Annotated in this window: 19 protein-coding genes and 1 pseudogene; 16 read left to right on the plus strand and 4 right to left on the minus strand. The window is 60.9% G+C overall.

Going from position 1 to position 16,068, the window contains the following annotated elements:
- Positions 1-187 precede the first annotated feature (187 nt).
- A complete protein-coding gene (repC, locus tag ATY75_RS22065) occupies positions 188-1,492 on the plus strand; it encodes a plasmid replication protein RepC (RefSeq protein ID WP_088939208.1) in 1,305 nt (434 codons plus the stop codon).
- 27 nt (positions 1,493-1,519) lie between these two features.
- Here the strand turns inward: repC and ATY75_RS22070 are convergent.
- Positions 1,520-1,690: pseudogene (locus tag ATY75_RS22070) on the minus strand (type II toxin-antitoxin system RelE/ParE family toxin); the annotation flags it as partial.
- Between the two features lie 158 nt (positions 1,691-1,848).
- Here ATY75_RS22070 and ATY75_RS22075 point away from each other — a divergent pair.
- The 10 genes from ATY75_RS22075 (at position 1,849) to ATY75_RS22120 (ending at position 12,589) form a co-directional block, all read left to right on the plus strand.
- Positions 1,849-2,841: an LLM class flavin-dependent oxidoreductase gene (locus tag ATY75_RS22075; protein WP_088939209.1), complete on the plus strand. Its 993-nt coding sequence runs from the start codon at positions 1,849-1,851 to the stop codon at positions 2,839-2,841.
- Between the two features lie 23 nt (positions 2,842-2,864).
- Complete coding sequence (locus ATY75_RS22080; protein WP_088939210.1) at positions 2,865-4,214, plus strand: LLM class flavin-dependent oxidoreductase; 1,350 nt, start codon at positions 2,865-2,867, stop codon at positions 4,212-4,214.
- A gap of 17 nt (positions 4,215-4,231) precedes the next feature.
- The gene (locus ATY75_RS22085; RefSeq protein WP_088939211.1) at positions 4,232-5,431 is read left to right on the plus strand and encodes a M20 aminoacylase family protein; all 1,200 of its coding nucleotides are present in this window, start codon (positions 4,232-4,234) and stop codon (positions 5,429-5,431) included.
- On the plus strand, positions 5,428-5,985 hold the full coding sequence (locus tag ATY75_RS22090) for a GNAT family N-acetyltransferase (protein WP_088939212.1): 558 nt from the start codon (positions 5,428-5,430) through the stop codon (positions 5,983-5,985). Before ATY75_RS22085 ends, ATY75_RS22090 begins: the two co-directional genes overlap by 4 nt.
- A gap of 38 nt (positions 5,986-6,023) precedes the next feature.
- Positions 6,024-7,802, plus strand: coding sequence for an amino acid ABC transporter permease/ATP-binding protein (locus ATY75_RS35490; RefSeq protein WP_088939213.1), 1,779 nt, complete (start codon positions 6,024-6,026; stop codon positions 7,800-7,802).
- 92 nt (positions 7,803-7,894) lie between these two features.
- Positions 7,895-8,839 carry an ABC transporter substrate-binding protein gene (locus ATY75_RS22100; RefSeq protein ID WP_088939214.1) on the plus strand — a complete coding sequence of 315 codons (945 nt, stop codon included), beginning with the start codon at positions 7,895-7,897 and terminating at the stop codon, positions 8,837-8,839.
- 62 nt (positions 8,840-8,901) lie between these two features.
- Positions 8,902-9,837, plus strand: a complete 936-nt coding sequence (locus ATY75_RS22105; protein ID WP_088939215.1) for an ABC transporter substrate-binding protein — start codon at positions 8,902-8,904, stop codon at positions 9,835-9,837.
- A 17-nt stretch (positions 9,838-9,854) separates the two neighbouring features.
- A complete protein-coding gene (locus ATY75_RS22110; RefSeq protein WP_088939216.1) occupies positions 9,855-10,889 on the plus strand; it encodes an LLM class flavin-dependent oxidoreductase in 1,035 nt (344 codons plus the stop codon).
- A 65-nt stretch (positions 10,890-10,954) separates the two neighbouring features.
- Complete coding sequence (locus ATY75_RS22115) at positions 10,955-11,551, plus strand: DsbA family protein (RefSeq protein WP_088939217.1); 597 nt, start codon at positions 10,955-10,957, stop codon at positions 11,549-11,551.
- 117 nt (positions 11,552-11,668) lie between these two features.
- Positions 11,669-12,589 (plus strand): fatty acid desaturase, encoded by a 921-nt coding sequence (locus ATY75_RS22120; protein WP_088939218.1) that lies wholly within the window; start codon positions 11,669-11,671, stop codon positions 12,587-12,589.
- Between the two features lie 165 nt (positions 12,590-12,754).
- Here ATY75_RS22120 and ATY75_RS22125 read toward each other — a convergent pair whose 3' ends face one another.
- The 3 genes from ATY75_RS22125 to ATY75_RS22135 form a co-directional block, all read right to left on the minus strand.
- Positions 12,755-13,132 carry a hypothetical protein gene (locus tag ATY75_RS22125; protein ID WP_088939366.1) on the minus strand — a complete coding sequence of 126 codons (378 nt, stop codon included), beginning with the start codon at positions 13,130-13,132 and terminating at the stop codon, positions 12,755-12,757.
- A gap of 84 nt (positions 13,133-13,216) precedes the next feature.
- A complete protein-coding gene (locus ATY75_RS22130) occupies positions 13,217-13,837 on the minus strand; it encodes an XRE family transcriptional regulator (RefSeq protein ID WP_088939219.1) in 621 nt (206 codons plus the stop codon).
- Positions 13,827-14,012 (minus strand): hypothetical protein, encoded by a 186-nt coding sequence (locus ATY75_RS22135; protein ID WP_088939220.1) that lies wholly within the window; start codon positions 14,010-14,012, stop codon positions 13,827-13,829. The genes ATY75_RS22130 and ATY75_RS22135 overlap by 11 nt, the downstream gene beginning before the upstream one ends.
- Positions 14,013-14,344: 332 nt before the next feature.
- Between ATY75_RS22135 and msuE the strand changes: the two genes are divergently transcribed.
- From msuE to ATY75_RS22150, 5 genes are read left to right on the plus strand one after another with little or no spacing between them, the layout of a single operon-like run.
- Positions 14,345-14,905: an FMN reductase gene (gene msuE / locus ATY75_RS22140; RefSeq protein WP_088939221.1), complete on the plus strand. Its 561-nt coding sequence runs from the start codon at positions 14,345-14,347 to the stop codon at positions 14,903-14,905.
- 10 nt (positions 14,906-14,915) lie between these two features.
- Complete coding sequence (locus tag ATY75_RS22145; RefSeq protein WP_088939222.1) at positions 14,916-15,113, plus strand: hypothetical protein; 198 nt, start codon at positions 14,916-14,918, stop codon at positions 15,111-15,113.
- Between the two features lie 26 nt (positions 15,114-15,139).
- Positions 15,140-15,316: a hypothetical protein gene (locus tag ATY75_RS34690; protein WP_190241406.1), complete on the plus strand. Its 177-nt coding sequence runs from the start codon at positions 15,140-15,142 to the stop codon at positions 15,314-15,316.
- A 12-nt stretch (positions 15,317-15,328) separates the two neighbouring features.
- Positions 15,329-15,481 (plus strand): hypothetical protein, encoded by a 153-nt coding sequence (locus ATY75_RS34695; protein ID WP_190241407.1) that lies wholly within the window; start codon positions 15,329-15,331, stop codon positions 15,479-15,481.
- Positions 15,478-16,059, plus strand: a complete 582-nt coding sequence (locus tag ATY75_RS22150) for an alpha/beta fold hydrolase (protein WP_088939223.1) — start codon at positions 15,478-15,480, stop codon at positions 16,057-16,059. Before ATY75_RS34695 ends, ATY75_RS22150 begins: the two co-directional genes overlap by 4 nt.
- Positions 16,060-16,068: the final 9 nt, after the last annotated feature.

Consider the following 16,068-nt stretch of genomic DNA (forward strand, 5'->3'; position numbering starts at 1 on the left):
GATTGTCAGCTGACAATTCGGATAGGAGATAACGCGCAAAAGAAAAAAGCCCCCGAACGTCACCGTCGCGGAAGCTTTCCTCGTAGTCTTGAACACCTCCGAGAATCGCACTTCCGAGAATCGCTGTCAAGAGTTTTTGGCGCCGTTCTGGCGAGCAGACTTCTTTTGCCTTGTCGAGGTGGAAGAGATGGAAACCGGAAGTGTAACGACGCCCTTCGGGCGGCGGCCGATGACGCTTGGCATGCTCGCCAGCCAGGTGATGGCAGGCGAAATCAAGCCTGATCAGTCGGTCGACAAATGGAAATTGTTTCGTGCGCTGTGCGAAGCAAAGCCGCTGCTCGGCATCAGCGATCGGGCGCTTGCGGTGCTTAATGCGCTCTTAAGCTTTTATCCCAAGAACGAGCTGGCACAGGAAAACGGACTGATCGTATTCCCCTCGAATATCCAGCTTTCGCTGAGAACGCATGGCATGGCCGAACAGACGGTGCGGCGCCATCTTGCAGCACTCGTCGAGGCGGGACTTCTGCTGCGCAAGGATAGTCCGAACGGCAAACGTTATGTCCGCAGGGACAGGGCAGGGGAGGTCAACGAGGCCTTCGGCTTCTCGCTGGCGCCGCTGCTTGCCCGTGCCGAAGAGATCGAGCAGCTAGCCGCCGAAGTGATGGCCGAGCGGCTGCACGTCCAGCGTCTGCGCGAACGCATCACGCTTTGCCGCCGCGATATCGCCAAGCTGATCGAAGCGGCTATCGAAGAAGATGTTCAAGCGGATTGGCAGGGCCTGCACCAAGAGTTTCGGGATATGATCGAAGGCCTGCCACGGTCGCCGACGACGGCACAGCTCGAACAATTGCTGGACGAATTGACGATGCTCAGGGCGGACGTTCTTAACCGGCTGGAAATTCGAGTTAAATCGACAAAAGAGCGCGGCAATGCCGCTTATATCGAGCGTCACATACAGAATTCAAACCCCGAATCCATTTCTGAACTTGAACCAAGCTTCGAAACGAAGCAGGGCGCGATGCCCGAGCAAGACAACGGGCGAGGGACCGGGACGCTGGGAGAGGGAAGGAGTGAGGCGATCCGTTCGGATAGTCAGCCAGAACAGCGGGGTCGACGGCCCGGCGGTCGAGAGGATGGCGGCGGGTTGAAATCCTTCCCGCTGGGCTTGGTTCTGCAGGCCTGCCCCGAAATCCTCGCCTACGGGCCGAATGGTGAAATCCGCAACTGGCGTGACTTGATGAGTGCAGCCGTAACTGTGCGGTCGATGCTGGGCGTCAGTCCGTCAGCCTACGAGGAGGCCGCAAATGCGATGGGGCCGGAAAATGCCGCGACAGTGATGGCATGCATCCTGGAGCGCGGCGGCCATATCAATTCGGCCGGTGGTTACCTCCGCGACCTGACGCGGCGAAGCGAAAGGGGAGAATTCGCGATCGGCCCGATGCTGATGGCGCTCTTGCGGGCAAATGCGCCGGCCGGCCGAAAAGCTGGATAAGGTTCGAGGGTTGTGCAACCGCTGAAGTCAGCGGATCAGCCTTCGCTCCAGGAAGGTCTGCATGTCACGGCGCCCGTCTACGGCACAGTAGACGACGTCGTCGCTGCCGATGATGCGATAGATCATGCGCCAGGGCTTATGGTGCCGTTCGCGATATTCGGTGAGGCCGATAGCGGTGAGCTCTTTCGGAATATTTCCAACGGCGGCGGCCCGACCCGAGCCTCCGATTTTCCATTTCTGGCACCACCGCTTTTTTTCACGCAACCTCCGCGAAAGAGAAAGCCATTTCTTATAATGAAGTTTGTCTACTGATTTTATAGATTATACTTTGCAACCAGCGATCGGATCGTGATGTCATGACCTATCTCCTCAGCCTTCTCGACAAAAGCCCGATCGAACAGGGTTTCACCGCCGCGGATGCGTTGCGGGCAACGGTCAAGATTGCCGCGCGCGCCGAGGAACTCGGTTATCACCGCTTCTGGGTGGCCGAGCATCATAACATGTCCAATCTGGCAAGCTCCGCGCCGGAGGTGCTGATCGCCTATCTCCTCGCCAGAACCTCGAAGATCCGCATCGGCTCCGGCGGCGTCATGCTGCAGCATTACAGCGCCTATAAGGTTGCCGAGACGTTCAATTTGCTGGCATCGCTAGCGCCCGGCCGTGTCGATCTCGGTGTCGGCAAGGCACCGGGCGGTTTTCCGTTATCGACGCGAGCCCTGCAGCTTGCCGTCGATCCGGCGAGAAAGCCGGATTTTGCAAGCCAGCTTTCCGATCTCAACACCTATCTTGCTGCCAATCCGAACTATGACGGTGCGCAGGCAACCCCTTTCCCGCCGACGGCGCCCGATCGTTTCCTGCTCGGCGCCAGCGTCGAAAGCGCCGAACTGGCGGCCGAGAAGGGCTGGGAACTGGTCTTTGCCGGTCACCTGAACGGCGATCCCGACAATCTGCGCAGGACCTTCGAGGCTTATGAGCGGGCGTCCGGCGGCAAGCGGCCGATCCTGGCGCTCGCAGCCTTTGCCGCCGAAAGCGAGGACTATGCCCGCGAGAGGATCGGCAATCTGCGCATCGTCAAGCTGTTCCTGCCGAACGGCCAGACCGTCAATGTCGGCAGCGAGGAGCAGGCGGCCGAATTTGCCCGCCAGGCCGGCGTCACCGATTACCGCATCGAGGAGAAGGTGCCGAGCGTACTGCACGGCACGGCAAAGCAGATCCGCAAGGAATTGGACGAGCTTCACCGCCGCTACGGCGTCAAAGAATTCGTGCTCGACACGCCGGCGCTGTCGGTCGCCGAGCGCCTGGCCTCCATCGAGTTGCTCGCCGAAGAGCGGCTTTCCCTCGTCGCCTGACCGTTTTCAAGGAGATCAATCCCATGCCTCAGAAACACGTCACGTTTGGCATCATGCTGCAGGGTCCCGGCGGTCACATGAATGCCTGGAAGCATCCAAGCGGACCGGCGGATGCCAGCGTCAATTTCGACTTCTTCGTCAAGACGGCGCGCAAGGCGGAGGCCGCCGGCATCGCCTTCGCCTTCGTGGCCGACGGGCTCTATATCAACGAGCAGTCGATCCCGCATTTCCTCAACCGCTTCGAGCCGATCGCCATTCTTTCGGCGCTGGCGGCCTCGACCTCGAAAATCGGCCTCGTCGGTACGGTCTCGACCTCCTACAGCGATCCCTTCACCATCGCCCGTCAGTTTGCTTCGGTAGATCTTATCAGTGGCGGCAGGGCAGGGTGGAATGCGGTGACCTCGCCGCTCGAAGGCTCCGGGCGCAACTACAGTCGCCAACATCCCGAACACGAGCTGCGCTACGAGATCGCCGAGGACTATATCGATGCGATAAAGGGCCTCTGGGATTCCTGGGATGACAACGCCTTCGTGCGCGATCGCGAAACCGGCGTCTATGCCGACAAGACCAGGATGCACCGCCTTGACCACAAGGGCCGCTTCTTCCGCATCGAGGGACCGCTCAACATTGGCCGTTCGAAGCAGGGGCAACCGGTGATCTTCCAGGCCGGCGCCTCGGACTCCGGCATCAGGCTCGCCGGCAAACATGCCGATGCCGTCTTCACCAATGGCGGGCCGTTCGAGGAGGCCCAGGCCTTCTATCGGCAGCTGAAGGACAGCGTCATCGCCCATGGGCGCCCGGCAGCCGAAGTCGGCATCTATCCCGGCATCGGCCCGATCGTCGGCAAGACGGCCGAAGAAGCGGAAGCCAAGTACCAGGCGATCCGCAATCTCGTGACCATCGAGGAAGCGCTCGCCTATCTCGGCCGCTTCTTCGATCATCACGATTTCAGCATCTATCCGCTCGACGAGGCCTTCCCGGATCTTGGTGATATCGGCAAGAACAGCTTCCGGGCGACCACCGACCGCATCAAGCGCACGGCACGCGAAAAAGGGCTGACGCTGCGCGAAACCGCGCTCGACGTCGCCACACCCCGCACGGCCTTCATCGGTACGGCGGAACATATCGCCGACGAGATCATCCGCTGGGTGGACCATGGCGCCGCCGACGGCTTCATCCTCGGTTTTCCCGTCATCGCCGAAGGCTTCGACGACTTCGCCGAATACGTCCTGCCGGTCCTGACCGAGCGCGGTTATTTCGATCCGGTCCTGAAGGGCGAGACGTTGCGCAATCATCTGGGCCTGCCCTTCCGGGAAAGCCGCTATGCGGCCGGCGTCGATCAGCTCGAGCAGGGAAGGGCTGTCGGCGCCTGAGGCGTCGGCGAACCGCCATGGACACTATCGCTCGGAACCCGCGCAGCAACGATCCGGTCGAGAAGGGCATCGCCGCCTATCTCGACGAGATCATCGCACTTCGCCACGATCTGCACCAATATCCCGAGCTTGCCTTCCAGGAGCTCAGGACCAGCAAGCTCGTGGCCTCCCGCCTGTCCTCCTGGGGCTACGAGGTGACGACGGGCATTGCCGGCACCGGCATCGTCGCCACCTTGAGACGCGGCGAAGGCAAGAAACGGATCGGTATTCGCGCCGATATGGATGGGCTGCCGATCGAGGAAGCGACCGGTCTTGCCTATGCGAGCAGCAATCCGGGCGTCATGCACGCCTGTGGTCATGACGGCCATACTTCGATCCTGCTGGCGGCTGCGCGCTATCTCGCAGAGAGCGGCAATTTCAGCGGCACGTTGAGGCTGATCTTTCAGCCCGCCGAGGAAATCGGTGCGGGCGCCCGCAAGATGATCTCGGAAGGCCTGTTCGAACGGTTTCCCGTCGATGCGGTCTTCGGCCTGCACAACTGGCCGGGTGTGCCGGCGGGCCAGTTCGGTTTCGTCGCCGGCCCGGCCATGGCCTCGGTCGATCAGGCGGTCGTCAAGATTGTCGGCAAGGGCGGCCACGGCGCCGAGCCGCACCGCGCCGTCGATCCGGTGCTGGCGTCCGCATCCTTCATCACCGCCCTGCAGAGCGTCGTCTCCCGCAATGTCGATCCGCAAGACATGGCGGTCGCCACTGTCGGCTCGATCCATGCCGGCTCCGCCTCGAATGTCATCCCCGAGAGTGTGGAGATGAAGCTGACCATGCGGGCCTTCAGCGAGACGGTTCGTCAGCTGCTGCAGGAGCGCATTCCAGCCCTTGCCCGCGCCCAGGCCGAAAGCTTCGGCGCGGTGGCGGAGGTGAATTACCGGCTCGGTTTTCCGGCGCTGGTCAACCACGCCAAGGAAACGGCATTTGCCCGGGATGTCGCTTATGACGCGCTTGGTCTTGCGGCGATCGAAAAGGATTTCCGCCCGCGCACCGCGAGCGAGGATTTTGCCTTCATGCTGCAGGCCAATCCCGGCAGCTACCTCTTCGTCGGCAATGGCGACAGCGCGCCTCTGCACAGCGCCCACTACGATTTCAACGACGCGATCATTGCACAGGCCGCCCGCTACTGGGTGCGGCTCACCGAAACCTTCCTCACGGATGACAATGGGTGACGAACGATATGAGCGACACGTTTCTCTATACGAGCCCCCTCGACCCCCGCGCCAAGCCGCTGATCGATGAGTTGATCCATGAATATGACAGCCGCTACGGCACCTATTTCAATGCCGAAGGTGCTGCGGCAGAGCTCAACCGCTATCCTCCCGAAGCCTTTGCGCCGCCTCACGGCAATTTTCTGCTGCTGCTCCGCAATGGCGAAACCATCGGCGGCGGCGCCTTCAAACATTACGACGAGCGCACCGCCGAATTCAAACGCATCTGGACGCGCTCCGACCTGCGGCGTCAGGGTCTTGCCCGCAAGGTGCTGGTGGAGCTGGAGGCGCAGGCCGGTCGTCAGGGTTATACCCGCATTTACCTGACGACCGGTTTCCGCCAGCCTGAGGCCGTCGGCCTCTATCTGAATGACGGCTATACGGCTCTCTTCGACACATCAGCCGATCCCGAAATCTACAAGAGCCTGCCCTTCGAGAAGGACATCACCCATCTCGCGCAATCGGCTCTCGAAGAGGCCGAACCGCGCCTGCGCGTGGCCGGCGCAAATCACTGAAAACGGCAAAGACCGACAATCATAAAAGGGAAGCAAGAATGGCACTGACGACGGATTTCGCCGGCATCGCGCCCGGCAGCAGGACGGTGGAATCGAAGCCGGATCACTCCCGTTACCGCATCGTGCCGGCACGCCATCCCGGTCGTCTGGCCGGCACGATCTTCGCCGCCGTCGTCATCGTCGCCGTGCTCTATTCGACCTTCACCAATCCGCGCTGGGGTTGGAACGTCTTTGCCGAATGGTTCTTTGCCGAGCCGGTGCTCGTCGGCCTCGGCAGGACGTTGCTGCTGACCGCGCTTGCCGCCGTTTCCGGGTCCATTCTCGGGACGGCCCTGGCGCTTGCCCGGGTCTCCAAGTCGCCGCTGCTGTCAGGTCTTTCCTGGGGTTATATCTGGCTGTTGCGCTCGATCCCGATGATCGTGCTGCTGCTGATCCTGAACAATCTCGGCTATCTCTACGAAACGATCAGGATCGGCATCCCCTTCACCAACACGGTCTTCATCGATTATCCCACGGTGCAGTTGCTGACGCCGTTTGCCGCGGCCTTCCTCGGCCTGACACTCAACCAGTCGGCCTTCTTCGCCGAGATCGTCCGCGGCGGTATCCTTTCGGTGGATCATGGCCAGCTGGAGGCCGCCGCCGCCCTCGGCCTGCCGCGCCGGCGCCAGGCTTTCCGCATCGTGCTGCCGCAGGCGATGCGCTCGATCCTGCCGACTGGTTTCAACGAACTCATCGGATTGGCGAAAAGCACATCCATGGTCTATGTGCTGGCGCTGCCGGAACTGTTCTACACGGTGCAGGTGATCTACCGCCGCAATCTCGAAGTCATTCCGCTGCTGATGGTCGCCACCGTTTGGTACCTGATCATCATGACGGTGCTGTCGGTCGCCCAGCATTATATCGAGCGCTATTTCTCCAAGGGCGCCGTGCGCAATCCGACGCCGCTGCCCTTTCAGGCATTCTTCGAGCGTTTCCGTCGCCCGCTTCCTGCCTTCGATACGACGGTCGAGCCCGTGCGCACGGTCGGCTTCCGGGATGCGGCCTCGCTGCGGACTGCGGGCGGGGCGGTGCGCGTGCAAACGATTTCGAAGAGTTTCGGCTCGCTGAAGGTGCTCGACAAGGTCGAGCTCAGCCTGCCCTCGGGCAGTGTGACCGCCATCCTTGGTCCGTCCGGCTCCGGCAAATCGACGCTTCTGCGCGCCATCAACCATCTGGAGCGTGTCGATGAGGGTTTCATCTCCGTCGACGGCGATTTCGTCGGCTACAGCAGCAAGGGCGACACACTCTACGAACTCAAGGAAAAAGAGATCCTCAAGCGCCGCGCCGATATCGGCATGGTCTTCCAGAGCTTCAATCTGTTCCCGCATCTGACCGTGCTCGAAAATCTCATCGAGGCGCCGATCCAGGTTCGTGGGCTCGGCCGCGAGGAAGCCGTGCAACTGGCGCAGGAGCTGTTGGCCCGTATCGGCCTCAGCGACAAGATCAATGCCTATCCGCGCCAGCTCTCCGGCGGCCAGCAGCAGCGTGTGGCGATCGCCCGGGCCTTAGCGCTCCGTCCCAAGGTGCTGCTCTTCGACGAGCCGACCTCTGCACTTGATCCGGAGCTTGTTGGCGAAGTGCTGGACCTCATCAAGGACCTCGCCCGCACCGGCACGACGCTCGTCATCGTCACCCATGAGGTCGGCTTTGCCCGCGAAGTCGCCGACACGGTCGTCTTCATGGAAAGCGGCCGTATTCTGGAGGTTGGTCCGCCGGCCCGGATTTTCACACAGGCCGAGCATCCCCGAACCCGCGAATTCCTTGCCAAGGTTCTCTAGCGCCGATCGGCGCTGGTGAAATGCCGGGCCGCGACGGGCTGCTCCGGTCGAACGACAATAACCACAACCCGAAGATGAAATGGAGAAGGGGCATGGCATTTGCAGATAGAGTAAGGCTTCTCATAGCGGGAGCCGTCACCATCGGCGCGATCGGTTTCGGTTCCGCTCAGGCGCAGCAGAAATTCGATCTCAGCCCCGAACAGCCGAACCGGCTGCGGGTGGAAAAGAACGAGAAACGCATCGCTGAAATCAAGGACTTCAAGTTCGTCGAAAACGGCGTCTTCACCGTCGGCATCAGCTCGAGCGGCAATCTGCCGCTGCATGACTATGCCTCCGATTCCAAGACGGTCATTGGTTACGACGTCGATTTGGCGCAGGCCATTGCCGACAGCCTCGGCCTGAAGCTCAACCTCGTCTCCGTTGCCTGGGCCGATTGGCCGCTGGGGCTGACCTCCGGCAAATTCGACGCGGTGATCTCGAACGTGACCGTCACGGAAGAGCGCAAGGAGAAATTCGATTTCTCGACCTATCGCAAGGATGAACTTGGTTTCTACGTCAAGGCTGACAGCCCGATCGCAGCGCTCAAGCAGCCGAAGGATATTGCCGGCCTGAAGGTCATCACCGATGCCGGAACCAACCAGGAGAAGATCCTGCTGGAATGGGACCGCGAGAATGTCGCCGCCGGCTTGAAGCCGATCGAGGTGCAATATTATGACGACGACGCGGTCAAGGATCTCGCCGTGCAGTCCGGCAGAGCCGACGCCGTCTTCAGTGTCAATGCGACGCAGGCCTATTCGGCAGGGATAAACGGCAAGACCAAGCTCGTCGGCACTGTCAGCGGCGGCTGGCCGATCACCGCCGAGATTGCGGTCACCACCCGCAAAGGCAGCGGTCTGGCGGCTCCGCTGACCGACGTCGTCAACGACCTGATCGCCAGCGGCGCCTACAAGAAGATCCTCGATGCGTGGAATCTCGGTCCGGAGGCGATCGACAAGGCGCAGACCAACCCGCCCGGCCTGCCGAAGAGCGGCTCCTGATCCCATCCGGCCGGCAGTATGCTGCCGGCCATTCCTGCCTGACATTTCGGAGATTGAAGACGATGATTGCCTTTCCGGCATTGCGGACCCTGCTGATCGCCGCCATGGCGTCCGGCCTTTCCTTCGGCGCGACCCGTGCGGCCGACGATTTCGACCTGAGCCCGCAGCAGCCGGGCAGGCTGCATGCCGCCAAAAACGATGCGGCGATCGCGGCGATCCCCAAGGGATTCAAGTTCGTCACGCCAGGCAAGTTCACCATCGCCGTCAGTCCGGGCGGGCCGCCGCTTTCCACCTATGCCACCGATGCCAAGACCGTGGTCGGGGCGGATCCCGATTATGCCTATGCCATCGCCGACAGTCTCGGCCTGACGCTGGAGATCGTGCCCGTCGCCTGGATCGACTGGCCGCTTGGCCTGGCCTCGGGCAAGTATGATGCCGTCATCTCCAATGTCGGGGTCACCGAGCAGCGCAAGGAGAAGTTCGATTTCTCCACCTATCGCCAGGGCCTGCACGGTTTCTTCGTGAAGTCCGACAGCCCGGTCACCTCGATCAAACAGCCGAAGGATGCGGCGGGTTTGAGGATCATCGTCGGGGCCGGAACCAATCAGGAGCGCATCCTGGTGAAGTGGAGCGACGAGGATGTCGCCGCGGGCCTGAAGCCGATCGAGCTGCAATATTACGACGACGAGGCGGCAAGCCTCCTCGCGCTGCAGTCGGGCAGGGCCGATGTCATCGTCCAGCCGCATGCGCAGCTGGTCTTCATCGCTGCGCGCGACAAGAACATCAAGCGCGTCGGCACGCTCAGCGCCGGCTGGCCTGATCGTTCCGACGTTGCGATCGCCACCCGCAAGGGAGGAGGGCTTGCCGATGCGCTGACCGTCGCCACCAACGGCCTGATCAAGAACGGTACCTACGGCAAAATCCTAGACCACTGGCATCTTTCCGAGGAGGCCTTGCCCGCATCCGAGACCAATCCGCCCGGCCTGCCGAAATACTGATCTGCGGAAGGCGTGACATGAGCAGCGGCATTATGTCCATCAGCCATATCGGTTTCCTCACCCCCGGCAATTATCGCGACGACGATCCCCTGTCAGGATTGGAGCAGACGCTCCAGCAGCTGCAATATGGCGAAGAGCTGGGTTTCGACAGCGCCTGGGTCCGCCAGCGACACCTGGAGCCCGGGATTTCTTCCGCGAGCGCCTTTCTGGCGGCGGCGACGCAACGGACCAGCCGGATCCAGCTCGGAACGGCGGTCATTCCGATCGGCTATGAAAACCCCTACCGGCTGGCCGAAGACCTCGCCACGGTCGATGTCCTCTCACGCGGGCGGCTGAATATCGGCGTCAGCGCCGGCCGGCCGCTGCATGCCGAGTTGATTGCCCCGCTCGCCTTCGACGGCGACTGGACGCGCTACGATTTCTCGCATGACCGCGTACTGCGCTTCGCCGACAATCTGCGCGGCGCCTATCTCGGCGACGATGAGACCTTGATCAAGACGCCCTTCGGCCCGCAGCGGCCGCGGCTGCAACCTTATGCCAAAGGCCTGATCGATCGGATCTGGTATGGCGGCGGGTCTCAGCGCTCGGCCGAGTGGGCCGGGCGCAACGGCTTCAATCTCCTGACCGGCAACGTGATAACGGGGGAGGGGACCGACGACTTCTTCGTCGCCCAATCCAGGTTGATCGAAACCTACCGTGCCGCCGGACCTCAGCGCCGCGTCGCGCTCGGCCGCGTCATCGTGCCTTTCGACAGCGCCGATGCGGCGACACGCCGCCGCTATCGCGATTATGCCGATGGCCGCCATCAGCGGACGCTTTCGCCCCAGGGCGAGCGGCGGACCCTGTTTGCCCGCGATATCGTCGGCACGTCGGAGGAGATCTTGGAACAGCTTTTTTCCGATCCGATCCTGCCTGAGGTCGGCGAGCTGCGGCTGGAGCTTCCTTACGAGTTCGAGCACGAGGAATACCGTCAGATCCTTCACGACTTCGTGACAAGGATCGCGCCGCAGCTCGGATGGAAAGCGCAGCCCGAAATTCGGAGCGTTTCCTGAGGCAGGCCGCGCCGGTCAAGCCCTCATTCGACATCAGAACAATCATTCACGAGGAACAATCACCAGTGACGAGAACGGTAGAATACTTCTTTTCGATTGGATCGCCCTGGTCCTACATCGGTTTCGACGCCTTCATCGAACTGGCGGCGAAGAACGACGTCGTCGTCACGCCTTATCTGACGACGGTGGTCGAGGAAAATGGCGGGATCTTCTCGCGCAACCGGCCCGAAATCCGGCGTGCTTACTGGACGCGGGACCTCAAACGCTGGGCGCGCGTGCGGGGCAAGGAATTGCGGCTCGAACATCGCCCGGAGCTCAGCGATCCGGCGCCGGCCTCCCTCTTCGTCATTGCCGCCTATCTCGACGGACAGGACTGGATCGGTGTCGCCCGAACCCTGCAGCACGCCTTCTGGGCCGAGGCGAGGGATATCGGCAAGCCCGATATACGCGAGGCGATCGTGACATCAGCCGGTTTCGATGGCGCAGCGCTTCTCCGGCGGCAAGCCGATGAAGATGTCCAGAACAAATGGTCGGCAGACCGCACGCATGCGCGCGACAGCGGCGTCTTCGGCTTCCCCACCTATGTCCATGACGGCGAGATTTACTGGGGACAGGACAATCTGCCTTTCCTGGAGCGCCATCTTGGCGGCGACAGGCCTTAAGCCGAGTGGCACCTCGATTGAGACGGATTTTTCCAAGTAACTCTAGATAGATAGACATTATTTCTTGCCTTTGATGCCGTTCGCTAGATTGCTGTGATTGAAGGGGAAATCGCACGCATGCTCGACAGGACATCTGACGACGCGGCTATTCCGCCGTATCCGACGGAATGGCCGACCGTTATTCTCGCGATCGTCATCCATGGCGGGTTTCTGGCGCTGACCTGGTGGTGGCAATCATTGCCGACGATCGTGGTCGTGATCGTCGGAGGCTGGCTGATTGCCTGGCACGGGTCGCTTCAGCATGAGGTCATTCACGGCCATCCGACAGGAAGACGGTGGGTGAACGACTTGATCGGATCGGTGCCCCTGTCGCTGTGGCTGCCTTACCCGATCTACAGGGAAAGCCATCTGGAGCACCATCGAGACGAATATCTGACCGACCCGATCGAGCATCCGGAATCCTCCTACGTCACCCGGGCCGCCTGGGAGCGGCTCGGCCCTGCCGGCAGGCTGCTGGCGCGGTGGAACACGACGCTTTTCGGCCGGTTGACGATCGGCCCTGCCGTGAAGCTCTTGAGTTTCCTCGGGCAGGAATGGCGGCTGGTGCGGGCGAACGAACCGGGAAGACGGCGGGTATGGGCGGTCCACAGCATCGGTGTCGCCCTCGTCCTTTTCTGGGTGACGGTAATCTCAGGCATGCCGCTATGGCTCTATCTCTTCGCCTTCGTCTATATCGGTGCGGCGATGACGCGGCTTAGATCCTATGCCGAGCACCGATATGCGGAAAGCCATGAGGAGCGCACCGCCATCGTCGAAAACAGCCATCTCTTCGGCCTGCTGTTTCTCTACAACAATCTGCATGTTCTCCACCATCGCCGTCCCGGCATCTCCTGGTATCGTCTGTCCACCGTCTATCGCCACAATCGCGAGATGCTGGTCCGTTCGAACGGCGAGCTCGTCTATGACGGTTATTGGGATGTCGCACGCCGGTTTTTCCTTAAGCCGCACGACGACCCTACGCATCCCCGTCATTCGTGACGGCGGCGACAGCCGCGCCTGCAGGTCACCGGCTCGGAGCCAGCGGCGTCCGACCTGCTATAGCGGAGGAAATTCCGTTATCCTGACGGTTTTGCGCATTCCCATCGAAACCGTTCCATTCTATTGGAGGAAAAGATAAGGGAAGATTTTTTTACATTGTTTGCTTCAATTGGGTCTTTTATCTCCCGTTTCATCAAAATGCGAAACGCGCAGCATTGATCGGAGAAAGACGATGAACCCCGCCATGAACATGATGCCGATGATGAACAACATGCCCGCCATGATGAACCCGATGATGGGTGGTGGAATGATGCCGATGATGGGCGGCATGCCCATGATGAACGGCGCGATGATGCCGATGATGGCCTCTATGCCGATGATGATGATGATGGGCTCGATGAAGTGCAGCATGACCGCTGACGGCATGGTCTGCGAAATGAAGCCGATGGAAGGCATGGACAAGGACATGTTCACGGAATGCTGCAAGCGCATGATGTCGATGATGTCGGGCGGCATGCCGATGATGATGATGTGCGGCGGCATGATGATGTGCTGCACGATGGCCGCCTGAGCCTTTCACATCCCGAAAGAGACGACAAAGCCTCCGGAGACGGAGGCTTTCTTGCATCAGACCCTGATGTCCTCAAGATATGTCGTCACGAGGTAGAGGATCGCTTCCGTGCCTGTCATGTTTCGATAGACGTGGGGAACGTCCGCATCGAAGACGATGGCATCGCCTTCACCCAGGATATGCAGCGGCTGTTTGCCGGCGATAATTTCGACGGTGCCTTGAGCAACGACCAGATTTTCGACCGTTCCATGCTGATGGGCGTCGGCGTTTTCGGTATGGTGCGGAGCGATCCGGAGCTCGTAGAATTCCACCTTCCTCTCGCCCTCGAAGGGAAAGAGTGCGCGTGTCTGGAAGCGCCCCTCGGAAGACGCGAGGATTTTCGATCGTGCCCTCGGCACGGCAATGATCGGAGTTTCGCCGCGTTCGGCGATCAATGCGGCGCAGGGAATGCCGAGAGCAAGCGCGATCTTCGACAGGATGCTTAACGTCGGGCTGCTCTTGCCCGTTTCGATCTGGCCGAGCATCGCCCGGCTGACGCCGGCGATCTTTGCCAGCCTGTCCAGGGAATAGCCGCGGCGGGTCCGGATACGCCGCAAGTTCTGTCCCGTCTGAACCGTAATCTCGTCAGCGGCATCCTTCGCTTCGACGTCGGAACGAAGCGCTTGATCAGACGCCATGTCCCGCAATGCCCATTGCCATGACCGGGACGAAGCCCCAATAGGGCACCCACATCAGAACCGGCTGCATCGCAAACGATACCGGCGCGGCAACCTTCGCCGCGTCAGGCGCATGCTTGCTACGCGCTTGCCGGTAAGCCTGAAGGTCGATGACATCAGCCGTCTGCATTGGCATGAAAAGCTCCCGCTAAAATCTATAAGAAAGCTATATTTTCTCCGGCGGAAAAGGCAGGGCGCGTCATCCAATCGTCCGGCCGAACCGGAAATCTTATACCAAAAATACTCGGGCTTATGGCAAAGCCATTTGTCGCCGGATTTCACACGCCCAAAGACGTCTGCCATCCAGAGGCCAAGCCCGCAACTGGGCGATTGACGATCGCCGCAGCCTATGCGCGCGGACGCTGAGATGAATGTTTTTTTCAACCGAGTGCGGAAGGAGAGACACACATTCCTTTAATCCAGTAATTTTATAGACAATATTTGAAGCAACTACAGAGAGGAAAAACCATGTCAGGTTTCAAACTCGTCGGCATAGCTGGCAGCTTCAACCGTCCATCGAAGACATTGGCGCTGGTCCGCCACGTCGCCGAACGCGCAAGCATCCGATACGGCTTTGCGAGCAAGACCTATGATTTGCACGATGTCGGTCCGTCGCTGGGCAGCGCCTTGTGGCGCAAGGACCTCGACGATCAGGCCCGGCGTGTCGTCGACGAGATCGTGGGCGCCGACGTGCTGGTCGTCGGCTCGCCGACCTACAAGGGATCCTATCCCGGTCATTTCAAGCACCTCATCGATCTGATCGACCCGCAGGAACTGCGAGCGAAACCCATCATCATTACAGCGACGGGCGGCGGCGATCGGCATGCGCTGATGGTCGAGCATCAGCTTCGGCCGCTGTTCGGCTTTTTCATGGCCCATACATTGCCGACGGCCGTTTATGCCTCCGATCGCGATTTCACGGACTACGCGGTCTCATCCGATCAGCTTTCGAACCGCATCAGCGAAGTGGTCGGCGAATTGGCGGCCTTCTTTCCCGGAGCAGGCCCGGCAATAGCGGCGGCCGAATAGGAACATCGCCATGGTTCTATCTCAGGACACAACGGCAGACGGTACGGAAGGCTCGGGGCCGGGCGAACAATTGTGGAGCGTCTTCGAATTCGCGCGACGATATCGCCTCGCCAAACGGGAAGAGAACCGCTTGCTGATGCTTTACGGCCCGACCGCATCGCTTCGCGATCTCCTTGCCAATGCCCGACGTCATTGCCTGATTTCCTAACCATCGCTTCCTGACAGGAGGTTCGCATGAAGCTTGATTTCTATTTCCGGCTGAAACGCGCGATCGGCCGTTTTCTCGATCCGAAAAGTCCGGCTAGGCGGCAGCCTGTAAACGGACGGCTTCTCCGCGACGAAGAGCGGGACCGGTCGGCGCGCGAATACGAACTCCATTATTGGGGCGCGATGCCCGGACTTTGGTATTGAGGAGGATGCGGGATGGCGATCGTCATTGAGACCGGCTTCCGCCGGCACGAAACGAAAAGAGCGACGGCAAGCGTCATGTCGCAGTTCAGGCATGCGGCCGGGATCTGCACGGTCGTCGGTTCCTTCACCTTCCTGTTCGCGCTGGTGATCGGGCTGATCCAATGAGCGACGTCCTCATTCTTCCCGGATTGTTCGGCTCGGGAGAGGGGCATTGGCAGCAGCACTGGCTGCAGGATCAACCGGGCAGCCGTTATGTTGCTCAGGACGATTGGAGCCATCCCGACCTCGACAGCTGGCTGCCGCGCCTGGAAAGCGCGCTCGAAGAGGCCGGTGAGGCCTATCTGGTTGCCCATAGTCTCGGATGCCTGCTCGCCGCCCGGCTGGCCGGGCGAAGTGTTGCCCGTCGGGTGAAGGGAGCATTGCTCGTTGCTCCCTGCGATCTGCCGGCCACGGACATTCTGCATCCCGGGCATATCTCTTTCGGTGGCATGCCGACGGCGCCTCTGCCATTTCCGAGCATCGTCGTCGGCAGCATGAACGACGCCTATATGACGGTCGATCGGCTGACCTTGTTTGGTCGCCTGTGGAAGGCCGAGACCAGGAATATCGGCCTTGCCGGCCACATCAATATCGCCAGCGGTTTTGGCCGCTGGCGAACCGGCTACCGGCTGCTGGACGCCTTGAAGATGCGCGCCGGCGATCGAAGGCGCAACGTTTTCGCGCGGCCGGCTTTCGCGATGTGAATGGAAGCC

The organism is Rhizobium sp. N122 (assembly GCF_002211295.1).
Taxonomy (GTDB): Bacteria; Pseudomonadota; Alphaproteobacteria; order Rhizobiales; family Rhizobiaceae; genus Rhizobium.